The organism is Catellatospora chokoriensis (genome assembly GCF_011297315.1).
GTDB lineage: Bacteria > Actinomycetota > Actinomycetes > Mycobacteriales > Micromonosporaceae > Catellatospora > Catellatospora citrea.
This window is the reverse complement of record NZ_JAAOTI010000025.1, coordinates 120,709-140,892: the sequence shown is the minus strand read 5'-3', so window position 1 is coordinate 140,892 and position 20,184 is coordinate 120,709. Positions and strand designations below refer to the sequence as shown.

Sequence of the window (20,184 nt, the reverse complement as noted above, 5' to 3'; positions counted from 1 at the left end):
CTGTCCCCGGACGAGTACGAAGCCGCCTGGTACGCAAAGAACATCGATACACCCGACCCCGTGAACACCACCCTTGAGCAGGCCGTAGCCTGCTAGCCACCTCTCCGGATTATCGGGGGAACCTCAGGCTCTCCTCACCGCCCCGAAGGCCTGCGCGACGAGTGTCGTTGTATCCGACGTCATGATCCGCCAGCGTCTGTTGCGGGGAATCTGGGAGTTCGCCAAGTACAGCCTGATCGTGGCCCGTGATCACCGTCGAGGCCTGCGTGCCGTATCTGCGGGTGCGCTTCTTCTGACCGGAGGTGCCGAGGTGGCGCGGGCCCATCGATGTTACGACCGGAGTGTCACTTTCGGTCGACGGGTCGGGTCAGGCTCGGCGCGGGCAAGCAGGTGGCGCGTGCGAGCCGCGGTCAGTCCATGTCCGCGTACCAGCAGCTGCACGGCCTCGCGGGTGAGGCTGTACCGTGACCACCCGATTTCAGCGACGGGCACGTGGCCGGTGGCATCCACGCAGTGCGATCAGAACCGCGGCGATGGCGGGGCCGACCGATGACGCTTGGACTGCGAGGATCTGGTGACCGTAGTACCGCATGCCGTGGACGGCCGCCACCGCGAGCCGCGTCGGCGCGACGGTGACCTCGATGAAAAAGGTGCCGTCGCAGTCGTGATCGTCGCGCTCAGCATGTGGGCCGTCGTCGTATGGCACCGGCTCCATGGCAATCACACGGATGTGAGGCTGCTTCGTCGCCGCGGCGAGCATGGCTTCGGCTCGGGCATCGAACACGACGTGAGGCAAGCGGCTACGCAGCCTCAGTACGCCGACTGCGAGCCCGGCCGCGGCAAGGCATAGGCTCACGACTGTCACCAGGGTCATCGCATAAGGCCGATGCAGGTGCGCAGCCCGGGATCAATGTCGGCAGCGGTCCGTTGGTGTATCGGGCAAGGGCCAAGTGTGCTCAAGATGTGAGCTCATTTCGGTCAGCGGTCATGGTTCGACGTCGCCGACCAGGCTTCCCGGCACACCTGGGCGGAGTCTACCTGCGCACTCGCGGGCGATCGTACCGTCGTCTAAAGGGCCGGCAGGTGCCGAGATCGCGGGCTGGTTTCGCCGTACACCATCGTCACCGGAGCAGCGAGGTGATGGCACTGCCGCCCTGATCACCGTGACAGCCGCGGTGCCCGTCTTGCGGGTAGCGGTGACGGGCCGTACCGTGTGGACCGGTGTGCCGGGAAGCCTGGTCGGCGATGACATTGCCATCTTGTAGGAGTTGCCTTGGCCGCCTTACCCGATGTCGATCACGTCGGCTGTGACGGCTTCGGCCTGCGGAGCGGCAATGTCTGAAGAGCTCAGGATTCGCTTGAGCATTCGCGCAGGCAGCGTCTACCTGATCGTCGCGGGTCACATGGACTTCTCGACAGCGCACACGCTAAGTAAGGTCACTGTCGCAGTGCTGCACACTCGGGCGGCTGTCAGTTTGGCGCTGGACATGTCGGCGGTCACTTTCCTCGACACTGCCGGTGTCGCAGCGGTGATCGCCTGCAGGCGCGAAGCAGTCCGCCGGAACCTGCCCTTCGCGGTAGTCGATCCGTCTGTGCCCGTGGCGGCGATGATGAGGTTGTGCGGTGTCGCCGACCTCCTGGGGATCGCGGCAGGCGACAGTCCGGGTGGCTGGCCTGTACGGGCAACCTGCGCGCCGCGATACCGCCATGGCGGCCGGCGCCCTTCGAGACGCCAAGGCCAGCCCGAGCGGGCGCGATGTGGGGGCACCGAAAGCCGTACCGACCGGCTGGGGTGTGCGTGTCCGGGGCGATCGGGCTGTGAGGTCCCGCCGACAATGGCAATGGCGCAGTGCGGGTCACCGCGCCGGGAGGTTGTCGGCCAGGCGGGTGGCCAGCGGGCCGATGATCGCGAGCACGATGACGTATGCGGCGGTGAGGGCGTTGAGCTGTGGGACGGCGACGAGGCTGGCGATGACGATGGAGAACTCGCCGCGGGCGATGAGGACGGTCCCTGCCCGCAGCCGTCCCCTGCGGGCGGCTCTGTCGCGGGCGGCGGCGTACCAGCCGGTGGCGATCTTCGTGGCTGCAGTGACGGCGGCCAGCACTAGCACGGCCGGCAGGACCGGGATCATGTCCCGCGGGTCGATGGACAGGCCGATGGCCAGGAAGAATACGGCGGCAAACAGGTCTCGTAGCGGGGCCACCACGCGTCGGGTGCGGTCGGCGACCTGACCGGTGAGCGCGAGCCCGACCAGGAACGCCCCGACGGCGGCCGATGCCTGCAGCAGTTCGGTCACCCCGGCGACGAGCAGGGTGAGGCTGAGCACGCGCAGCAGCAGCAGTTCGGGGTCGTCGGTGTCGACGATGCGGGCCAGCGGCCCGCCGAGGCGGTGGGTGGCGGCGAAGGCGAGGCTGACCGCGGCGACCGCGGCGGCGACGCTGAGCATTGCCTGCCACCAGGCTCCGCCTGCGGCGAGCACGGCCAGCAGCGGCAGGAACGCGGCCATGGCCACGTCTTCGAGGACCAGCACCGACAGCACAGCCGGAGTCTCCCGGTTGGCCAGCCGCCGCAGGTCGTCCAGCAGACGGGCGACGATGCCCGACGACGACACCCAGGTGATGCCGGCCATGGCCAGAGCACCGATCCAGCCGAGGCCGAGCAGCCAGCCGGCGACCGCGCCCGGCGCGGCGTTGAGCACGAAGTCGATCCAGGCCGAGGGGATGTGGCGGCGGACGCTGGCGGTGAACTCCCCGACGGTGAACTCGAGCCCGAGGGTGAGCAGGAGCAAAATGACACCGATGGAGGCGCCGGTCGCCACGAACGCGCCCGCGGCGGGCACCGGCGCGACGCCGCCCGGTCCGAGCGCGAGCCCGGCGATCAGGTACAGAGGCACCGGGGAGTAGCCGACTCGGCGGGCCAGCGCCGCGAGGGTCGCCAGCGCGGCCAGCACGATACCGAGTTCGATCAGCAGCGCCGAGGATCCGTGCACCGTGTTATCCGCTGATGATGGCCTGGACGCCGGCGATGCCCTCATGGGTGCCGATAACCACGAGGATGTCGCCGGGGCGCAGGATCTCGTCGGGCCGCGGCGAGGCCACGACGGTGTCGTCGCGAACCACCGCCACGATCGACGCGCCGGTCAGGGTCCGGGCCCGGGTGTCGCCCAGCGGCCGCCCGGCGTACGGCGACGAGCCGGTGACCGGCACCTGCCCGGCGCCGAGCCCGGGGATCTCCTTGGTCAGGTCGGCGAAGCGTTCGGCGATCCGCGGTGCGCCCAGCACCTCGGCGACGACCTCGGCCTCGTCGGCGTCCAGCCGCCACAGCGGCCTCGGCGCATCCGGGTCGTCGCCGTAGGTCATGAACTCGACGTCGCCACTGCGGCGAGTAACGACCGCGAATCGCTCGCCGCGGCCGGTGGTGAAGTCGTAGCGCACCCCCACACCTGGCAACAGGACCTCGGTGACCTCCACCTGCGTCATCATCACCGAGTACGACGCGCGGCGCGGCCAAACCGGGGATTCTCAGCTGCTCGCCCGGCCCACGACCTCGGCGGTCAGTGCCACTACATCAGGGAGGTGTTCGAGCGTGGTCAGGTGACCCATCGATCCGATAATCCGCAGGCGTGTGTTCGTGGTGCTCTGAACCACCGGCGCCAGGCGCGGTGGTGGCAGGAACCGGTCGTGCTCGCCGACGGCGACCAGGCACGGCAGTTGGGCGCGGTCGGCCAGCAGAGCCGCGGGTAACGGCGGCGGGGCCAGGGTCGTACGGCAGTTCGCGGCCATCAGGGTCATCCACTCCACCTCCGTCTCGGGTGCGTTGCGGCCCGGGGCGACGAACAGCTGCAGCATGTGACGGGGTGCGGTCGGTGGTGGGTCGAAGCAGCCATGCTGCTGAAGCACCGATCAGCTTCGGATCGACGGTGAGCCGGACGAACCCCGCAGGTGACACCAGCAGTCGTGCGGTGATGCGGGGCGAACCTGCCGCGAGCGCTACCGCCGCACCCAGCGAGTTGCCCACCAGCACCACGCCGTCCATCTGCGTGACGTCGAGGACTTCGTCCAGTCGGCGGCCGTACCAGGCCAGTCTGGCTCGCCGTGGCCGGCGCGGGTCGCTGAGGCCTGGCTGGCCTGGCAGGTCGACGACGGTCGTCGGCCAGTGTTGCCGAAGCAAGGCCCCACCGGCCACGGGCCCGCAGGGATCTTGCGGGAGCCGCTACGGTGAGCAGCCACGCTGCCCGTTGGAGGAACCGTTGTCGTCGTCGCTGCTGGTGCTTGTCTATGTCGGTCTGGCGCCGGTGACGCTGATGGCCGGTATCGTCGTCGCGGTCAGGCGGCGGGCGCTGCTCGGCTCCTGCGTGACCCGGCAGGGCGCCGCCGGTGCTGGCCTACTCATGGCGGGTCTGGTTGTCGCCGGACTGCAGCCGTGGCTCCGCAACCTGTTCGACGGTGATGGCTTGACACCTTTCGGCAGCGTCGGCGACCTGATCAGTCTGCTGGTGCTGCTGCGGGAGATGCTGCAAGCTGCCGGCATCGGGCTGCTTCTGGCCGCGGCCGTCGGACCACGCCCGCAGCCCGCGTCAGACGACACACGGCCGCACCCTGCAGCAGAACCTTCAATGCTCGCCGCGCTCAGTCGTCCCCTGCCCACCGCGGCCGGCCGCTGGCTGATCGCCGGCGTCGCCGCGGTGAGCATCGCCGCCGGTGGCGTATGGATCGTCAGCAGTGGCGCCGGCAACGACGCAGCACTGGCCCCGCCGACCGAGGAACAGCAGGCGGCCGGCTGCCTGGAGAACTTCGCCGAGTTGAGCCTGCCGGTCAAGTCCAAGCCGGTCGGGCGCATGGTGCTCCGCAAAGACGGCGGCTGGCTGCGGGTCTTCGTCTCCGAACCCGACAACTGGATCACCGCCTGCCAGGGCGGACCCGGCGGCCCGATGGGCAACTTCGGCACCATCACCGAGTCCGGTCCAGCGGGCGAGCTGCGTTTCTTCGGCGGCTACGACTCGGTGTTCAAGGCGCACCTGCTGATCGGCCACATGCCCACCGGCGGCGCATTCGTCGAGGCAACCCTGGCTGACGGACGGCGTGTCGCCGGCGATCACGACGGCGACGTCTTCGTCATCTGGGCGCCCGGTGGCCTCGACGTCGAGAAGGCGTAGGTCACCGTGTACACCCAGGATCGGAAAGTCCTCATCACCATGTCCGCCCCGACCGAATAGTCCTGGCTTCTCCCATGCGATTGGCACCCCGATGACGCCGAGAAGCCCCTCACGGCGAGCGGAGCCCACCGAGTCGACGGCGTCTGCCGCGTTGCGGCCCGCTCCTACCGTGGCCGGCATGGGCAGGAACGCGATCTTCAGTTGGTGGCAGAACGCCCTGCTGGCGGCATGCGGGATGGTGATGGCGCCGGTCGGCTTGGTCCTGATCAACCACCTGCTGCCGCGCGGCTTCGCCGCGCACGACGTGCTGTTGGCGGCCGCGGCGGCGATATGGTGCGGCCTGTGTCTTCTGATCGTCATCCGTGGCACGGCGCAGCGCGTCTACAGCGACGGTGCGCACCTGGTCGTTCGCGGGCCGATGCGTACCCTGCGGATCCCCTGGCAGGATGTCCTCGCCGTCGACGTCTACGAAGGCGTCGGCAACCACGGACGGCGGTACTTCGCTCCGCTGGTGGAATACCGTCCCTCCGTCGCCGCCACACCCCGCGAGCTCCCCTACGACTTCGGGGTACCAGACGGCCGAGTGGCAACCGCACGGATCTACTGGCTGGCGTCCACCACGCCACACGGCGCGCGGCGCTTCGCAGACCGGATACGGGAGACGGTCATGCGCTCCGGGTCGGAGAGTTGATGCTGGACAAGGCGTGCGGGTTCGCGACCGCCGCGGCGATGCTGGTAGGCCTGTTCTGGATGCCGCACTGGCCGCTGTGGAACTCCGGCCTCGACCAGGCCCAGCGCCAGGCAGCGGTGCAACAGGACCGCCGGCACCGGCGCCGAGTCACGCGAGCGCTGTCGGCCTGCCTGTCGGCCATCACCGCCGTGGCTGCCATTGCGATGCTCGCGGAGCCGCCCGCCGACCAGGCCGACGGCATCGGCATGGCAGCGTTCTCGATCGTCAGTGCGACCCTGTTCGTTCTGCTCATCCGCCGCGACCGGCGGTTGCGGCGCCGCAGTCGGCCGGTGCCGTCAGAGCGCCCGCCGCGACCGGGTGTAGATCCGCCGACGTCACGTGGCTCGGACGGTTAAGCGGCCGCCGTTCACAAACGGTGTGCCCGAACCCACCCAGTGCTTCCCCTTGCACACCGCAGTCCTAGGCGCTCGACCACTCGGGTGACCCATCCGCCATTTGAGGGGTCCGACCCGGTGGCTGCCATCGGGCGCATGACGAATTTTCCGCCAGGCGAGTCGGTGTACCGTCCGAGTAGGCTGGCAGAGTGCCAAGAGTCGATCGACATTGGCGAGCGCTGGCACGCCCTCAAGGCGAAACCTCTCAGCGGCTACTTGCTCGGCGGCGGGCAGCACGCGAGAGCCTCATCTTCGGGGCGATGGCAACTCGGACCGCATGGCCGCCATCACCCGCCGCGCGGTGTTCGAGCAGGTGCCGCTGTCGCCGGCGTTGTAACAGCAAGCGCTGCACCTTCATCGCAAGATATACGCCGGTACCCGACCAGAAGACCACCAGGATCAGCAGTACGAACACCCGCGCCAGCACGCCGCCGATGGCCCCTGGCCCGTAGACGACGCGCCGTGCGCCCGAGTCCAGCGCCCGGACCTGCACGCCCGGGGCCATGGCCCATCTCTTGCAAAGCTTGGCGAACCGCCAGGACGGACATCGTGGCAAAGCCGCCGATCAGTGCGCACAGGGCCAGAGTTCGCAGCCACCGTCGGATGAGCTTCGCCGCCGCGCTGCGCGACTTCGCCAGCCATGTCAGCCCGACCAGCACCAACACCAGCACCAGTCCGCAGCCAACCGCCGTCACGGGCGGCATCGTACAAGTCCAGGCCAAGCAGCGTCACCAGGACTGTGTCGCCGGAGTACATCACCCTCTACGTGCTTGTTTCCCGAGTGCCGCCAGCGCGATGTTGGGTCCTCGAAGATGATCGGATAGGGTCGACTGAGGAGCGCCGGGAAGTCTGGTCGGCATCGTGTTCACCGACGACCGGAAACGGACGGCTCCTTCCATGCGCGCATCCGACCTTCTCGTGCCCTACCCGACCGTCACGCTCGCCACCCCGGCGATCGAGGCAGCCCGGATGCTGGCCGACGCCGACCTACCCGGCCTGGTCGTCGTCGACGACCATGGCGCACCGTTCGCGATCTTGCCCGGCACCCAGGTGCTGCGCCTGGCGGTGCCGATCTACTGCCAGGACGACCCGAACCTGACCCGGCTGATCGACGAAGCAGCGGCCGACGTGTTCATTCGCGAGCTCGGTGACCGGACGGTGCGTGAGCTGCTGCCACCGCAGCCGCACGAGCTGCCGGTGGTGTCGCCGACCGCGACCGCGCTGGAGATCGCGGCGTTGATGGCACGCACCCGCAGCCCGCTGGTCGCGGTCGTCGACGGCGCTTACGAAGGCGTGGTCACGCTGCACGGGCTGCTGGACCGGGTGGTGCCGGCATGAGCACCCAAGCCTGGCTCGCGATCGCCGTGTTCGCGATCGCCTACGTGTTCATCGCGACCGAATGGGTGCACCGGGTCACCGCGGCGCTCGGCGGTGCGGTGGCGATGCTGCTGATCGGCGCGACCGACGCCGAGCACGCGTTCTTCTCCGAAGAGGCCGGCATCGACTGGAACGTCATCGTGCTGCTCATCGGCATGATGCTCATCGTCGCGGTGCTGCGGCGAACGGGCCTGTTCGAGTATCTGGCGATCTGGGCGGTCAAACGCGCCCGCGGCCGCCCGTACCCGGTGATGGTGATCCTCGTGCTCATCACCGCGGTGGCGTCGGCGGGCCTGGACAACGTCACGACCGTGCTACTGGTCGCGCCGGTGACGCTGTTCGTCTGCGACCGGCTCGGGCTGCCCGCCGCACCGTTCCTGATCGCCGAGGTGATGGCCTCCAACATCGGCGGCGCGGCCACGCTGATCGGCGACCCGCCGAACATCATCATCGCCAGCAAGTCGGGCCTGACGTTCAACGACTTCCTCAACGTCATGGCCCCGATCGTGGTCGTGCTGCTGGTCGTGTTCCTGGGCCTGTGCCGGTGGCTGTTTCGCGACGCGTTCCGCAGCGACAACGCCAAGATCGCATCAGTGATGGCGATGCGGGAACGCGACGCGATCCGCAACCCGCGACTGCTTGCCATCAGCCTGGTATTCCTGGCCCTCGTTCTCGCCGCGTTCATGCTGCACTCGGTCCTGCACCTCGAACCGTCGGTCGTCGCGATCATCGGCGGGCTGATGCTCGTGGCCGCGTCCCGGCTGGACCCCGACGAGATCGCCAAGGACGTCGAGTGGCACACCTTGATCTTCTTCGCCGGGCTGTTCGTCATGGTCGGCGCGCTGGTCAACACCGGCGTGATCGCGCACCTGTCGCAGTCGGCGACCGAGGCGGTCGAGGGCAACCTGTGGGGTGCCACGGTGCTGCTGCTGTGGGCCTCGGCGATCCTGTCGGCCATCGTGGACAACATCCCGTACGTGGCCACAATGAGCCCGATCGTCGCCGACCTCGTCAAAGCCGACGGCACCCCGCAGGGCAACGTGCTGTGGTGGGCCTTGGCACTGGGCGCGGACCTAGGCGGCAACGCCACCGCGATCGGCGCCTCGGCCAACGTCGTCGTGCTCGGCATCGCCGAACGCGCCGGCAAGAAGATCTCGTTCTGGGAGTTCACCAAGTACGGGCTGATCGTCACCGTAATCACCGTGGCGATCTGCGTGCCGTACCTTTATCTGCGGTTCTTCTAGCCGATCGGGAGGTGGCGCCGTGCACGGCACCGTCGCCAACCTCGGCTGTCCGACACTGCGGCCGGGTCGTCGCCGTCGACGACCTGGCCATGACCGTGCGGCCTGAGGAGATCTGACCTTGGCTGCCACCGTCACTTGGCGGCGGGCCGCAGACCAGCGAGCAGGCCGACGACCTGGGCGCCGCAACCGCACCACTCGTGCGAGAGATGGTTGTCAGTCGGTGACGGCGCCCGCCGCGGTGCCTGCATGTGTTGACCGCCTGCGGGAGCGCACGGTTAGACGGGTGGCGAGCGGTCCGGCGACGGCCAGCACGATGACGTATGCGGCGGTGAAGGCGCTCAGTTTGGGCACGGCGATGAGGCTGGCGATGACCAGCGAGAATTCGCCGCGGGCGATCAGGACGGTGCCGGCGCGCAGCCGGCCACGGAGGGCGGCGCCGTCGCGCTTGGCGGCGTACCAGCCGGTGGCGACCTTGGTCGCGGCGGTGACGGCGGCCAGCGCGAGCACGGCGGGCAGGACCGGCAGCATGTCGCGCGGGTTGATGGACAGGCCGATGGCGAGGAAGAACACGGCGGCGAACAGGTCTCGCAGCGGCGCGACGACCCGCCGGGTGCGGTCGGCGACCTGCCCGGTCAGTGCGAGCCCGACCAGGAACGCGCCGACGGCGGCGGAGGCCTGTAGTAGTTCGGTGATCCCGGCGACCAGCAGCGTCAGGCTCAGTACCCGCAGTAGGAGCATTTCAGGGTCGTCGGTGTCGACGATGCGGCCCAGCGGCCCGCTGAGGCGGTGCGTGGCGGCGAACGCGAGTGTTATCGCCGCGACGGCCGCGGCGACGCTCAGCGCGCCCTGCCACCAGGTGCCACCTGAGGCGAGGACGGACAGCAGCGGCAGGAACGCCGCCATCGCGACGTCTTCGAGGACCAGCACCGACAGCACCGCGGGGGTTTCGCGGTTGGCGAGCCGGCGCAGGTCGCTGAGCAGCCGGGCGACGATGCCGGACGACGACACCCAGGTGATGCCTGCCATGGCGAGGCTGCCGATCCAGTCCAGGCCCAGCAGCCAACCCGCGGTCGCACCGGGTGCGGCGTTGAGGACGAAGTCGGCCCAGGCAGACGGGATGTGGCGGCGGGCGCTGGCGGCGAACTCCCCGACGGTGAACTCCAGGCCCAGGGTGAGCAGCAGCAGGATCACACCGATCGACGCGCCGGTCTGCACGAACGCGCCCGCAGCCGGCACCGGGGCTACGCCGCCAGGGCCGAGGGCGAGACCGGCCATCAGGTACAACGGCACGGGCGAGTAGCCGAAGCGGCGGGCCAGGGCGGCGAGGGTCGCCAGCGCGGCCAGCACGATGCCGAGTTCGATCAGCAGCGCCGAGGAGTCGTGCACGGCTATCCGGTGATGATGGACTGGACCCCGGCGATGCCCTCATGGGTGCCGATGACCACGAGCACGTCGCCCGCACGGAGCGTCTCGTCCGGGCGGGGCGATGCGACGACGGAGTCGCCACGGACCACCGCCACGATCGAAGCCCCGGTGAGAGTGCGGGCGCGGGTGTCGCCCAGCCGACGTCCGGCGTACGGCGAGGAGCCGGTCACCGGCACCTGCCCGCCTGCCCGGCGCCCAGGCCGGGGATCTCCTTGGTCAGGTCGGCGAACCGTTCGGCGATGCGGGGCGCGCCGAGCACCTCGGCGACGACCTCGGCCTCGTCGGCGTCCAGACGCCACAGCGGCACGGGAGCGTCGGGGTCGACGTCATAGGTCATGAACGCCACGTCGCCGCTGCGGCGGGTGACGACGGCGAACCGGTCGCCACGTGCGGTGGCGAAGTCATAGCGCACCCCGACCCCGGGCAGCAGCACCTCCGTCACGTCCACACCCTCATCATTGCCAACCGGCAGGCCGTTCGCGGGCAGTACGGCCGCGATACGCGGCTGCCATGCCACCAGCTGACAAGGGCCGCTGCCCCTGCTGGGCCGTGAACCGCCCGCGGGCCCTGGTCATACCTCCAGGCCGGAGATCACCGATGGTGCAGCACGGGCACGGATGCGCTACGGTGTCGCCTGGTGTGCCGGGAAGTCTGGTCGGCGAGCAGTCCCTTCGTCGCTACCACCCCGGGAGTCAACCGATGGCCCTTCAGATCCTGCTGTGTGTCGCAGGCCTGGTCCTGCTCACTTTCGCCGCCGACCACCTCGTGCTGGGCTCCTCACGGCTGGCGACCCGGCTGCGCATCAGCCCTGTCGTCGTCGGTGTGGTCGTCATCGGCCTTGGCACCAGCGCACCGGAGTTTTTGGTCTCCGCACTGGCCGCGGCCCGCGGCGACACGGGCATCGCGGTCGGCAACATCGTCGGGTCCAACATCCTCAACCTGACCCTGATCCTCGGCGTCGCCGCGCTGATCACCCCGTTCGCCGTCGACTCGAGGGTGATCCGCCGCGAGGTCCCCCTCGCGGTCGCGTCCGTGGGCCTGTTCGCGGTGCTGGCCTGGTTCGGGCTGAACCCCCTGACCGCGCTGCTGCTCGCAGCTGCCACCGCCGCCGCGCTGTTCACCCTCGTACGCTGGGCACGGGCGGGCGGCAACCAGGAGATCGCGACCGAGGTCGCCGAGTTCGACGCCCAAGGCGGCGCGGTCATCGTCGCCCCGGTCAAGCACTCCCCCGTCTGGTTCGAGCCGGTCCGCACCGTACTGGGCCTGGTGGGTGTGCTCGCCGGGGCGCAGCTGCTGGTAGCCAACGCGTCGGCGATCGCCGAGCAGTTCGGGGTGCCGCAGATCATCATCGGGTTCACGCTCGTCGCGCTCGGCACGTCGCTGCCTGAGCTGGTCACCACGATCCAGGCACAGCGCCGCGGCGAGTCCGACCTGGTCGTCGGGAACCTGTTCGGCAGCAACCTGTTCAACAGTCTCGCCGGTGGCGCGGTCGTCGGCTTCGCCTCTGGCATGGACAACCCCGCCCGCGCCGGGATCACGCTGCTGGTCGCGATGCTGTTCACGGCACTGCTGGCCTGGGCGTTGCTGCGCCGCGGGCTGCGCCTGACCCGCGCCGACGGGCTGATGCTGCTGGGCGCGTACCTGCTGACCCTTCCGCTGCTACTGGCCTCCTGACCAGCGCCGACGCGCACACGTTGCCGACATCCGGCAGCGAACGACCCGGCAAGACGGCCGGGCGTCGACCTGGATACCTGCGTGGAGGCAGCAGATGCTGTGGAGCATGACAGACGACATAGCCGTGCGAGCCGAGGACTTGACCAAGTTCTACGGCTCCCGCCGCGGCATCGAAGGCCTCGACCTGGAGGTCCGCACCGGGGAGGTGATGGGTTTCCTCGGGCCTAACGGCGCAGGCAAGACCACCACGATCCGGTTGCTGCTGGACTTCCTGCGTCCCACCCGCGGCCGCGCCACCGTGCTGGGTATGGACCCCCGCCGCGACAAGGCCGCGCTGCACCGCCACATCGGCTACCTTCCCGGCGAGCTCGCGTTCCCGGGCCGGGAAAAGGCGGCAGACCTGCTGCGGTTCTTCGCCGACTCGCGCGGCGGCGTGGCCTGGCAGACCGTGGCAGGGTTGGCCGAGCGGCTGGAGCTGGACCTGTCGCGGCCGATCCACACCCTGTCCAAGGGCAACAAGCAGAAGGTCGGCCTGGTGCAGGCGTTCATGCACTCCCCCGCGCTGCTGATCCTGGACGAGCCGACCAGCGGCCTGGACCCGCTGATGCAGCAGGAGTTCCTCACCCTGGTGCGCGAGGCCCGTGCGGCCGGGCAGACGGTGTTCATGTCCTCGCACGTCCTGGCGGAGGTGCAGCAGACCGCCGACCGGGTCGCGATCGTCCGCGACGGCCGCCTGGCCGCCGTCGAGCGGGTCGAGTCGCTCGGGCGGCGCGCGGTACGCACCGTCGAGATCCACTTCGACGGGACGGTGGACCCCGCGGAGTTCGGCTCCCTGCCCGGCGTCAGCGACGTCAGCGTCACCGGCCCGGTGCTGCGCTGCACCGTCGACGGCCGGCTCGACCCGCTGATCAAGGCCGCCGCGCGGCATGAGGTCATCGACCTGCTGTCGGCCGAACCCGACCTCGAGGAGACGTTCCTCAGTTTCTACTACCAGTCCGAAGGAGCAGCAGATGTCGCCCCTGGTGCGTAAGACCTGGCGCGACGACCGCCGCGCCATCATCGGCTGGGCCGTCGGCGTCACCGCGTTCACCGCCGTCTACACCTCCTTCTACAGCAGCTTCGCCGGCGCCGCACAGCTCAAGGACGACGCCCTGCCCGAAGGAATGAAGAACTTCCTGTCCATTCAGGACATGACCTCGGCTGCCGGCTACCTGCAGGCGACCGTCTACAGCCTTGTCGGACCACTCCTGGTGATCATGTGCGGGTTGCTGCTGATCGCCCGTACCATTCCCCGGCCCGAGGAGGACGGCGGCATCGAGCTGCTGATGGTCAACCCGCTGTCGCGGCGGGCGTTCGCCGCGCAGCGCCTGGCGGCCACCGGCATCACCGTGACCGCCATCGCCGCGATCCCGTGGCTGGTGGTCACCCTCATCGCCCCACGGGTGGGGATCGACGTTCCGCTGGGCAACATCGCCTCCGCTTCGGTGGGCCTGATCGCCCTCACCTGGTGCTTCACCGGCATCGCGTTCGGGGTGGGCGCGGCGACCGGCCGGCGCGGTATCGCCCTGGCGGTGGCCGGGACGCTCGCGGTGGCGACGTACATCCTGCGGGGGATCTCCGGTCTCATCGACGGCGGGCAGTGGCTGCAGTGGCTGTCGCCGTTCCACTACTTCATCGGCACCGACCCGCTGCACAGCGGCTGGCACCCGGGCCACCTGCTCGCGCTGGCCGCGGTCGGCCTGGTAAGCGCGCTCGCCGGGATCGTCTGGTTCGACCGCCGCGACGTCGGCGTCTGACCGCAGCCGCTGGTGGCGGCCGCCCGCGGCCGCCACCAGCCCGCCACCTCAGGACAGGACCGCCATGACCGACACCCCCGCCTGGCTCGGCGATGGCTGCCTTCGCCTGATCGGCGGCGAGCCTTCCGCCAGCGACCTGGTTGAAGCCGCGGCGCTGGGGGACCGCGCCGCCGCCGAGTCCCTCACCGTCACCGACATCGTCGAGGCGTTCGGTCAGGCCGCCGAGGCAGGCTGGGACGCCGTACCCGGACCTGAGGCGCAGCGCCAGGGTGGCCTGCTCCTGCGGTCGTTGCGCAGGTTGACCGTCGCCGCGATCGACGGGTACCACCGGGCGGGCCATGACGAGGCCGGCCGGCGTGAGCACGACCGCGACACGTTCATCGACGAACTACTCGCCGCGCATCCCGACCCGGGTCGGCTCGCCGCGCGCGCCCAGCGTTACGGCGTGCGGTTGTCGGGTCAGCACACCGTCGTGGTCGCCCGCGCGCCTGATCTGGGCCATCCGGCAGCGCATGCGATCGACGACGCCCTGGCCGCGCGCTTCGGCGCGGCCAACACCCTGACCAGCCTGCGTGACCATGAACTGATCTGCATCGTCGCAGGCGGGCTTCGTGGTGTGCCCGCGGAGTTGGCCAGGCACCTGGTGCAGCACCTCGGCGCGGGCCGCTGGCAGATCGCAGTCGGGCGTAGCCACCGTGGGCTGCCCGGCCTTGCGACCTCCCTGGACGAAGCCCGCAACACTCTGGATCTGGCCGACCGGCTCGGCTTCGCCACGCCCGTGCTGCACGCCGCGGACCTGCTGGTGTTCCCGGTGCTGCTACGTGACCGCGACGCGATCACCGACTTGGTCACCACGGTGCTCGGCCCGCTGATCACCGCCCGCGGGGGAGCACAGCCACTGCTCCAGACGCTGGCGGTGCTGTTCGAGCAGCAGGGCAACCACACCGCCACAGCCCGGCAGCTGCACATCAGCGTCCGTGCCGTCACCTACCGCCTGGACCGCATTCGCTCCCTCACCGGCTACCACCCCGGCGAACCCACCCAGCGGTTCACCCTGCACACAGCAGTGCTGGGCGCTCGGCTGCTCGGCTGGCCCTCCGGCGCGTGAAGGCCGTTGGCCCACTGCCTCATGTTCGGCACGGGGGATGCCGAGCAAGGTGGCAGACGCAGCCTCGCGCCGTCGCACAATGGCAAGGAGATCCTCAGCCAGCAGCCCCGGACCCGAGCGCCGCCAGCGCGGCTTCGATCGCTGCCTTCTTCACTTCGTCGAAGTCCCGGTAGGCGTCGGGCACCCAGTACCCGTCGGTGGTGTAGATCCACAGGGTGGAGCCGTCGATGCTGACGCCGTAGTCCTGGCAGCGCACGTGCAGGGTGCTGCCTGCCCGGTACGAGTCGGTGCGCACGCGGTCGGCCGGGTCGGCGCTGCCGCGGCCGTCGATCGCGAACTTCACCGGGTACGGCCCGGAGTTGAAGCCGCCGGAGGTGGGGGTGCCGTTGATGCCGATGGACAGGCGCGGGACGCCGGCCACGAAGCCGCTGGTGCCGGTGCGCACGTAGGCGTCGGGGATCCAGTAGCCCTCACGGCCACGGCGCTAGGCGCCAATTGATCAACTTGACGCAGCAGGCTATCGTGATCATCTACGCAATGGAATGCCTGTACTAATTTTCGTATCTCTGTCACATAGACCGGCTCTGTCGCTCCTGATCGGAGTGTGCCGATTCTGGTCAGATCGCTGCGGATAGTCGGTCGCCGCAACAACTGACCGGATCTTGGCGGCCAATGCGAGGGAAACGTGGCCGGGCAGGCGTCTTGGACCAATCGCCAGCCACAGGGCTAGCCACCGGCGTCGTGCATGGCGCCAAGACCGCGCGGGTCGTCGTCGGTACAACTCCTACGCCAGCTCCCATCGACCTATCAGGAGGCGACGAGGTTGGCGTAGTCGTCGCAGGTCAGGGGGTCTTCGGTGAGAGAGCCGTTGCCGCGGGGCACGCCGACGCGGGCGCCCTGGCGGGTGAACAGGACCTGGTTGATGTCGGGTCGGCTGGACAGGGTGCAGACGAGTTGCCCGAAGGCCAGCACGTCGTCGCTACGGCCGGTGCCTTCCAGCTCGGTGGACAGCTCGACGGTGGCCGAGCCGGCGGCGTCGGTCGCGGAGTTGATCGCGGTCGTGCCGGCCAGTGCGCTGGTCAGATCGGCGTCCTGCTCGGCGGGTATGGGCCCGGCGAGTAGGTGGGCGAGTAGTTGCTGGGCGTCGGGTTGGGTAGGCACGCGGCGTTGCACAGCGACGAGGTGTCCGTCGCGCAGCAGGTAGAGCTTCTCCGTGACAGGCCCTGAGGCCTCGGCAGCTGGGGTCGGCGCGGCCGGGGTGGCTTTGCCGGTGCGCTCGATTTCGCGCGCGGTGTCCTCGGTCGGTACGCCGCAGCCTGCCGCGAGGACTGCCAGCAGCAGGGCCGTGATGGTGGCCGCGGCGGTGCGGGCGGGGCTCATGAGCGCTCCGGGGGTAGTTCGATGCGGAAGCGGGCGCCGCCGCCGGGCCGGTCGAGGACCTGCACGCTGCCGTCGTGGGCGGTGACGTGCTGGGCGACCAGGGCCAGGCCGAGGCCGGTACCGTCGTTGTCGCCGCGTGCGCTGGCCGAGCGGCCCCGTACGAAGCGGTCGAAGATTGCTTCGCGGTCGGCGGCGCTGACACCGGGGCCCTCGTCGTCGACTTCGAGGACGCTTGCGCCGGGCTGGGCGGTCAGTCGTACGGCGACTACGCCGCCGCCGTGGGCTTGGGCGTTGTCGATGAGGTTGGCCAGTACCTGTTCGATGCGGCGCCGGTCGACGCGCCAGACCGGGCTGGTGTCGGTGTCGACGGTGACCAGCGACGCGGGCAGGCCGCGGTGGCGGCACACCTGCCGGGCGAGGGCGGCGACGTCGACGGGTGCGGTGTCGGCGGGCTGGTCGCTGCGGGCCAGTTCGAGCAGGTCGGTGACGAGTTCCTGGAACCGCTGGACCTCCTCGACGACCAGTCCTGCCGCGGTGGCGGTGCGTTCGTCGAACTTGTCGCGGCGGCGGTCCAGGACGCTGGCGGCGGCGGCCAGGGTCTGCAGCGGGGAGCGCAGTTCGTGGCTGACGTCGGCGGCGAAGCGCCGGTCGCGTTCCATCCGGGCGGACAGCTGGTCGACCATGTGGTTGAACGAGGTCGCCAGTCGTGCCAGGTCCGGTTCGGTGGCCGGGTCGAGGCGGGCGCCGAGGCGGCCGCCGGCGATGTCGCGGGCGGCGTCGGCCACGGTGTTCAGCGGGCGCATGACCCGGCGGCTGGAGTACATGCCCAGCAGCGCTCCGGCGACCGCGGTGCCCGCGGCGACCAGCGTCAGGACGAGTGCTAGCACTTTGAGGTTGCCGTCGAGCTCGCTCATGTAGTCGACTTCGTACAGGGCTGTCGAGTCGCCGAGCGGGATGCCGAAGACCATGGCGGGACGACCGGCGATACGCGTGCGCTGCACTGCCGGTTTGCCTTGCTCGACCAGGCTCATGACACTGGGCGGAAGGCTGTCGGTCAGGGTGCTGTCCACGACGGTGCGGGAGTAGAACTCCCCGTCGCGCCAGATCAGCGCACGGCGGTTGGCGCCGGTGTCCAGCGAGCGCAGCACGGGCAGGACCTCGGGGTTGTCGGTGTCCAGGCCGGCGCGCACGATGCCGGCGTCGAACAGCGCCGCCCGCCTGGCGGTGCGTTCGCGTTCGTCGAGCAGGAAACGTTCGGTCAGCTGGTAGGACAGCAGCGCCATCGCGGCTGATACCAGCAGGGCGCCGACGGCGAACCCCGCGGTGACCCTGGCGCGCAGCCCGGGGCGCCTCATCGGGGCATCTTGTAGCCGAGACCGCGTACGGTCACCAGCCGGGTCGGCTTGGCGGGGTCGTCTTCGATCTTCTGGCGCAGCCGGCCGACGTGCACGTCGACGAGGCGTTCGTCGCCGAAGTCGTATTCCCAGACCCGTTCGAGCAGCTGCTGGCGCGACAGCACCTGTCCGGCGTGCTCGGCCAGTTCGCACAGCAGCCGGAACTCGGTACGGGTCAGCGCCAGCGGCTGCGCGCGCAGCAGCACTTCTCCGGCTTGGGCACGCACCTGCAGGTCACCGACCCGCAGCTCCGCTCCGGGTGTGGCCGGTCCGGTGCGGGCGCGGCGGCGCAGGGCTCGCAGCCGTGCCGACAGCTCCTTCATCGCGACGGGTTTGACCAGGTAGTCGTCGGCTCCTGCTTCGAGGGCGGCGACGATGTCGTGGGTGTCCTCTCGGGCGCTGACGACCACGATCGGCACGTCGTCGTCGCGGCGCAGCTCCCGGATGCACTGGAATCCGTCGATTCCTGGCAGCATCAGGTCGACCAGCACGGTGTCGGCGGGTTCGCGCCGCTGGCGCAGCAGTCCCTCCTCTGCCGTCGCGGCGGTGTGCACCGTGTAGCCCTCGTCTTCGAGGGCCAGCGACAGTGACAGCCGGATCCGGTCGTCGTCTTCGATCACCAATACCGCAACCACCCGCGGAATGATGCCCGCGCGCGGGCGGGTGCGACAGGGCTGAGCTGCCGATCCGGCGATTTGTCACACAACTGTCACGGGTTCGCGGAACTTCTGCCACACCCGGCATCGATCGTCTGGTGCACCCGATACGAGGAGGTGCCGCGGTGAGGCGATCCGGCGCAAGAACGCCCGGCCGGCCATCGACGTGGTCAACATGCCGATGCCGGTGTGGCAGGTGGTTCCGGTGAGCGGTGGGTTGCGGCTGCGGCTTTACTCCGGCCCGCTGGGGCTGTACCTGATCGCCGAAGGCACCCTCGACACCACCAGCGTGCACCAACTGAGCCGGGCTGTGGAGCTTGCCATGCGCCGCCTCGATCCTGTCCGGTTCACCGTCGACGTCGGTGGGGTCGACTTCATCGACGTTGCCGGGGTCGCCACGCTGATCGCCTGCCGACGCGAAGCCCAGGGCCGCGGCGTCGGTTTCCAGGTCGTGCAGGCCACGGCTCAGGTCAGGTCGACGGCCGCCGCTTGCGGGGCGTTCGAACTGTTCTCCTCGGCCGGCGACCCGGTAGCCGCGGCCGGCCCGATGCTGCGCCGCAACCACCGTCCCGGGTTACGCTGCCTGCGCCCACCCCGCCAGTCCCGCCGGCCCAGCCGCAACCAACCCAGAAGCTGACACCCGCCCGGGAGACGCCCGCCATGGCCGAACTACTGCAACTGCGGCTGTACGCCTCACCAGCCGGACCCTGTCTGGGAGCACGGGGGCGGCTGGACGCCACGACCTGTCGGCGGCTGTCTGCAGCGGTCGCCGTCCTGCTCGAACACCTCGCCGTCGACACGGTGCTCATCGACCTGCGCAACCTCGATGCTGTCGACGCCGCAGGGGTCACCACCCTGATCTTGATGCGTACGCAGGCCCGCCAGCACGGCGTGCGGCTCGGGGTCACCGATCCCCAGCCGCAGGTCCGAGCGGCGATCTGCGCGCTGGGCGGCGGCAGCCTGCTCATCGACATGCGCGCCGTCGATGCGGTGAGATCCTGCCGCAACCCGGCGAGCCGGCCGTGCCGGTGCCCGCCTACCCGCCCGCGTAATCTGCGCCAGCCCAGCGGTCCCGGCTACCGCAGACCTGCCTGGTGAGCCACGTCATCGGGTTGCGGGCGCCGGCTGTGCTGCTAGAGGCGGTCTGCGGCGTGGCGGGCGGAGTGGGCCACCGGCGCGGCGAAGATCAAGCGCCGCTCATGATCGAGGTTCTGGAGTGTTCGCACGATATGCGGCGCTGGTGAGCGAAGCGCCATGACCGCTCCGAGGTACGCGACGCGGCGCTGGGCCTCCAGCAGCAACAGAACCCCCGCAGGATCGACCGCTCGGCAGCCGGACAGGTCCACGATCAGCTCACGGGGCCGCAGCCTCAGGGCCTCGTGTATCACCTGGTCGACGTGGCCGCTCGACCAGGCGTCCAGGTCGCCGCGCACCGTCACCTCGACAACTGGCACGTGCCAGGCCGCCACCGGACCGCCCATATCGATGCCGTCCATCAGACCTCCTTCATCGACCGGCGGCCAGCCTGGACGATCGTGATGACGGCGATCCCGCGATCACATGACGGTTTTATGACAGGGCCGCTGCGCGGCGTACCGGCCGCTATGCGCGCGGTCGACTCGGGCGGCGGCAGCGGTATGCCTGCCTTTGCGGTGTGCTCGGACCAGCGTTGGCCGGTCCAGTAGCGCACGTAGGAGTCGGTCGACGTAGTCGGGAACGAACCCCACTGGTGGAAGTTCTGACATCGGTCCTCCAGCGGCTTGCCGCCGGACGGTAGCCGGACGGCACCGCTGTCGTGGCCCTGCGTTCGGACGTCGCGGAGGCGGGTTGTCATACAACTGTCATGGGT

25 protein-coding genes and 1 pseudogene are annotated in these 20,184 nt (G+C 69.9%); 12 read left to right on the top strand and 14 right to left on the bottom strand.

All coding sequences use genetic code 11. The features are described from left to right. Positions 1 to 478 precede the first annotated feature (478 nt). Positions 479 to 874, bottom strand: coding sequence for a hypothetical protein (locus tag HAV39_RS31360; RefSeq protein WP_191842781.1), 396 nt, complete (start codon positions 872 to 874; stop codon positions 479 to 481). 415 nt (positions 875 to 1,289) lie between these two features. Between HAV39_RS31360 and HAV39_RS43720 the strand changes: the two are divergent. After that, positions 1,290 to 1,631: pseudogene (locus HAV39_RS43720) on the top strand (STAS domain-containing protein); the annotation flags it as partial. 225 nt (positions 1,632 to 1,856) lie between these two features. Here the strand turns inward: HAV39_RS43720 and HAV39_RS31355 are convergent. From HAV39_RS31355 to HAV39_RS43715, 3 genes are all read right to left on the bottom strand, one after another. Next, positions 1,857 to 2,990, bottom strand: coding sequence for a cation:proton antiporter (locus tag HAV39_RS31355; RefSeq protein WP_191842780.1), 1,134 nt, complete (start codon positions 2,988 to 2,990; stop codon positions 1,857 to 1,859). Positions 2,991 to 2,994: 4 nt separating this feature from the next. Continuing rightward, a complete protein-coding gene (locus HAV39_RS31350; RefSeq protein ID WP_191842779.1) occupies positions 2,995 to 3,471 on the bottom strand; it encodes a cation:proton antiporter regulatory subunit in 477 nt (158 codons plus the stop codon). A gap of 97 nt (positions 3,472 to 3,568) precedes the next feature. Continuing rightward, the gene (locus HAV39_RS43715; protein WP_373311881.1) at positions 3,569 to 4,186 is read right to left on the bottom strand and encodes an alpha/beta fold hydrolase; all 618 of its coding nucleotides are present in this window, start codon (positions 4,184 to 4,186) and stop codon (positions 3,569 to 3,571) included. A gap of 64 nt (positions 4,187 to 4,250) precedes the next feature. Here HAV39_RS43715 and HAV39_RS31340 point away from each other — a divergent pair, with 64 nt between their 5' ends. The 3 genes from HAV39_RS31340 (at position 4,251) to HAV39_RS31330 (ending at position 6,242) form a co-directional block, all read left to right on the top strand. After that, the gene (locus HAV39_RS31340) at positions 4,251 to 5,156 is read left to right on the top strand and encodes a hypothetical protein (RefSeq protein ID WP_191842777.1); all 906 of its coding nucleotides are present in this window, start codon (positions 4,251 to 4,253) and stop codon (positions 5,154 to 5,156) included. A gap of 178 nt (positions 5,157 to 5,334) precedes the next feature. Then, the gene (locus HAV39_RS31335; RefSeq protein ID WP_191842776.1) at positions 5,335 to 5,847 is read left to right on the top strand and encodes a hypothetical protein; all 513 of its coding nucleotides are present in this window, start codon (positions 5,335 to 5,337) and stop codon (positions 5,845 to 5,847) included. Then, a complete protein-coding gene (locus HAV39_RS31330; protein ID WP_191842775.1) occupies positions 5,847 to 6,242 on the top strand; it encodes a hypothetical protein in 396 nt (131 codons plus the stop codon). The genes HAV39_RS31335 and HAV39_RS31330 overlap by 1 nt, the downstream gene beginning before the upstream one ends. Positions 6,243 to 6,486: 244 nt before the next feature. On the opposite strand, the gene HAV39_RS31325 is transcribed toward HAV39_RS31330, so the two are convergent. Then, positions 6,487 to 6,786 carry a hypothetical protein gene (locus HAV39_RS31325; protein ID WP_191842774.1) on the bottom strand — a complete coding sequence of 100 codons (300 nt, stop codon included), beginning with the start codon at positions 6,784 to 6,786 and terminating at the stop codon, positions 6,487 to 6,489. 392 nt (positions 6,787 to 7,178) lie between these two features. On the opposite strand from HAV39_RS31325, the gene HAV39_RS31320 reads away from it, so the two are divergent. Together HAV39_RS31320 and HAV39_RS31315 are read left to right on the top strand one after the other, a co-directional pair. Beyond that, a complete protein-coding gene (locus HAV39_RS31320) occupies positions 7,179 to 7,619 on the top strand; it encodes a CBS domain-containing protein (protein ID WP_191842773.1) in 441 nt (146 codons plus the stop codon). Continuing rightward, the gene (locus HAV39_RS31315; protein WP_191842772.1) at positions 7,616 to 8,902 is read left to right on the top strand and encodes an ArsB/NhaD family transporter; all 1,287 of its coding nucleotides are present in this window, start codon (positions 7,616 to 7,618) and stop codon (positions 8,900 to 8,902) included. Before HAV39_RS31320 ends, HAV39_RS31315 begins: the two co-directional genes overlap by 4 nt. Positions 8,903 to 9,115: 213 nt before the next feature. On the opposite strand, the gene HAV39_RS31310 is transcribed toward HAV39_RS31315, so the two are convergent. The 3 genes from HAV39_RS31310 to HAV39_RS42960 are packed head-to-tail and all read right to left on the bottom strand — an operon-like array spanning position 9,116 to position 10,775. Next, positions 9,116 to 10,288: a cation:proton antiporter gene (locus tag HAV39_RS31310; protein ID WP_191842771.1), complete on the bottom strand. Its 1,173-nt coding sequence runs from the start codon at positions 10,286 to 10,288 to the stop codon at positions 9,116 to 9,118. A gap of 2 nt (positions 10,289 to 10,290) precedes the next feature. Then, positions 10,291 to 10,497 (bottom strand): cation:proton antiporter regulatory subunit, encoded by a 207-nt coding sequence (locus HAV39_RS42965; protein WP_239120969.1) that lies wholly within the window; start codon positions 10,495 to 10,497, stop codon positions 10,291 to 10,293. Further along, positions 10,494 to 10,775, bottom strand: coding sequence for a cation:proton antiporter regulatory subunit (locus HAV39_RS42960; RefSeq protein WP_244958899.1), 282 nt, complete (start codon positions 10,773 to 10,775; stop codon positions 10,494 to 10,496). Before HAV39_RS42960 ends, HAV39_RS42965 begins: the two co-directional genes overlap by 4 nt. A gap of 251 nt (positions 10,776 to 11,026) precedes the next feature. On the opposite strand from HAV39_RS42960, the gene HAV39_RS31300 reads away from it, so the two are divergent. From HAV39_RS31300 to HAV39_RS31285, 4 genes are all read left to right on the top strand, one after another. After that, positions 11,027 to 12,001, top strand: a complete 975-nt coding sequence (locus HAV39_RS31300; RefSeq protein ID WP_191842770.1) for a calcium/sodium antiporter — start codon at positions 11,027 to 11,029, stop codon at positions 11,999 to 12,001. Positions 12,002 to 12,107: 106 nt separating this feature from the next. Next, entirely contained in the window at positions 12,108 to 13,031 is a 924-nt protein-coding gene (locus HAV39_RS31295; RefSeq protein WP_239120967.1) for an ABC transporter ATP-binding protein, read from the top strand. Next, positions 13,012 to 13,797 carry an ABC transporter permease subunit gene (locus HAV39_RS31290; protein ID WP_191842768.1) on the top strand — a complete coding sequence of 262 codons (786 nt, stop codon included), beginning with the start codon at positions 13,012 to 13,014 and terminating at the stop codon, positions 13,795 to 13,797. Before HAV39_RS31295 ends, HAV39_RS31290 begins: the two co-directional genes overlap by 20 nt. A gap of 64 nt (positions 13,798 to 13,861) precedes the next feature. After that, a complete protein-coding gene (locus HAV39_RS31285; RefSeq protein ID WP_191842767.1) occupies positions 13,862 to 14,905 on the top strand; it encodes a PucR family transcriptional regulator in 1,044 nt (347 codons plus the stop codon). 94 nt (positions 14,906 to 14,999) lie between these two features. Here HAV39_RS31285 and HAV39_RS31280 read toward each other — a convergent pair whose 3' ends face one another. From HAV39_RS31280 to HAV39_RS31265, 4 genes are all read right to left on the bottom strand, one after another. Beyond that, a complete protein-coding gene (locus tag HAV39_RS31280) occupies positions 15,000 to 15,350 on the bottom strand; it encodes a hypothetical protein (protein ID WP_191842766.1) in 351 nt (116 codons plus the stop codon). A gap of 362 nt (positions 15,351 to 15,712) precedes the next feature. Next, on the bottom strand, positions 15,713 to 16,285 hold the full coding sequence (locus tag HAV39_RS31275; protein WP_191842765.1) for a GerMN domain-containing protein: 573 nt from the start codon (positions 16,283 to 16,285) through the stop codon (positions 15,713 to 15,715). Continuing rightward, positions 16,282 to 17,640, bottom strand: a complete 1,359-nt coding sequence (locus HAV39_RS31270; protein WP_191842764.1) for a HAMP domain-containing sensor histidine kinase — start codon at positions 17,638 to 17,640, stop codon at positions 16,282 to 16,284. Before HAV39_RS31270 ends, HAV39_RS31275 begins: the two co-directional genes overlap by 4 nt. Then, positions 17,637 to 18,314, bottom strand: a complete 678-nt coding sequence (locus tag HAV39_RS31265) for a response regulator transcription factor (RefSeq protein ID WP_191842763.1) — start codon at positions 18,312 to 18,314, stop codon at positions 17,637 to 17,639. Before HAV39_RS31265 ends, HAV39_RS31270 begins: the two co-directional genes overlap by 4 nt. 196 nt (positions 18,315 to 18,510) lie before the next feature. Between HAV39_RS31265 and HAV39_RS31260 the strand changes: the two genes are divergently transcribed. Continuing rightward, positions 18,511 to 18,972, top strand: a complete 462-nt coding sequence (locus HAV39_RS31260; protein WP_191842762.1) for an STAS domain-containing protein — start codon at positions 18,511 to 18,513, stop codon at positions 18,970 to 18,972. A 23-nt stretch (positions 18,973 to 18,995) separates the two neighbouring features. Next, positions 18,996 to 19,433 (top strand): STAS domain-containing protein, encoded by a 438-nt coding sequence (locus HAV39_RS31255; protein WP_191842761.1) that lies wholly within the window; start codon positions 18,996 to 18,998, stop codon positions 19,431 to 19,433. Between the two features lie 35 nt (positions 19,434 to 19,468). Here HAV39_RS31255 and HAV39_RS31250 read toward each other — a convergent pair whose 3' ends face one another. After that, positions 19,469 to 19,831: an STAS domain-containing protein gene (locus HAV39_RS31250; protein WP_191842760.1), complete on the bottom strand. Its 363-nt coding sequence runs from the start codon at positions 19,829 to 19,831 to the stop codon at positions 19,469 to 19,471. Beyond that, a complete protein-coding gene (locus tag HAV39_RS31245; protein WP_191842759.1) occupies positions 19,831 to 20,169 on the bottom strand; it encodes a DUF2510 domain-containing protein in 339 nt (112 codons plus the stop codon). The genes HAV39_RS31250 and HAV39_RS31245 overlap by 1 nt, the downstream gene beginning before the upstream one ends. Between the last annotated feature and the right edge of the window lie 15 nt (positions 20,170 to 20,184).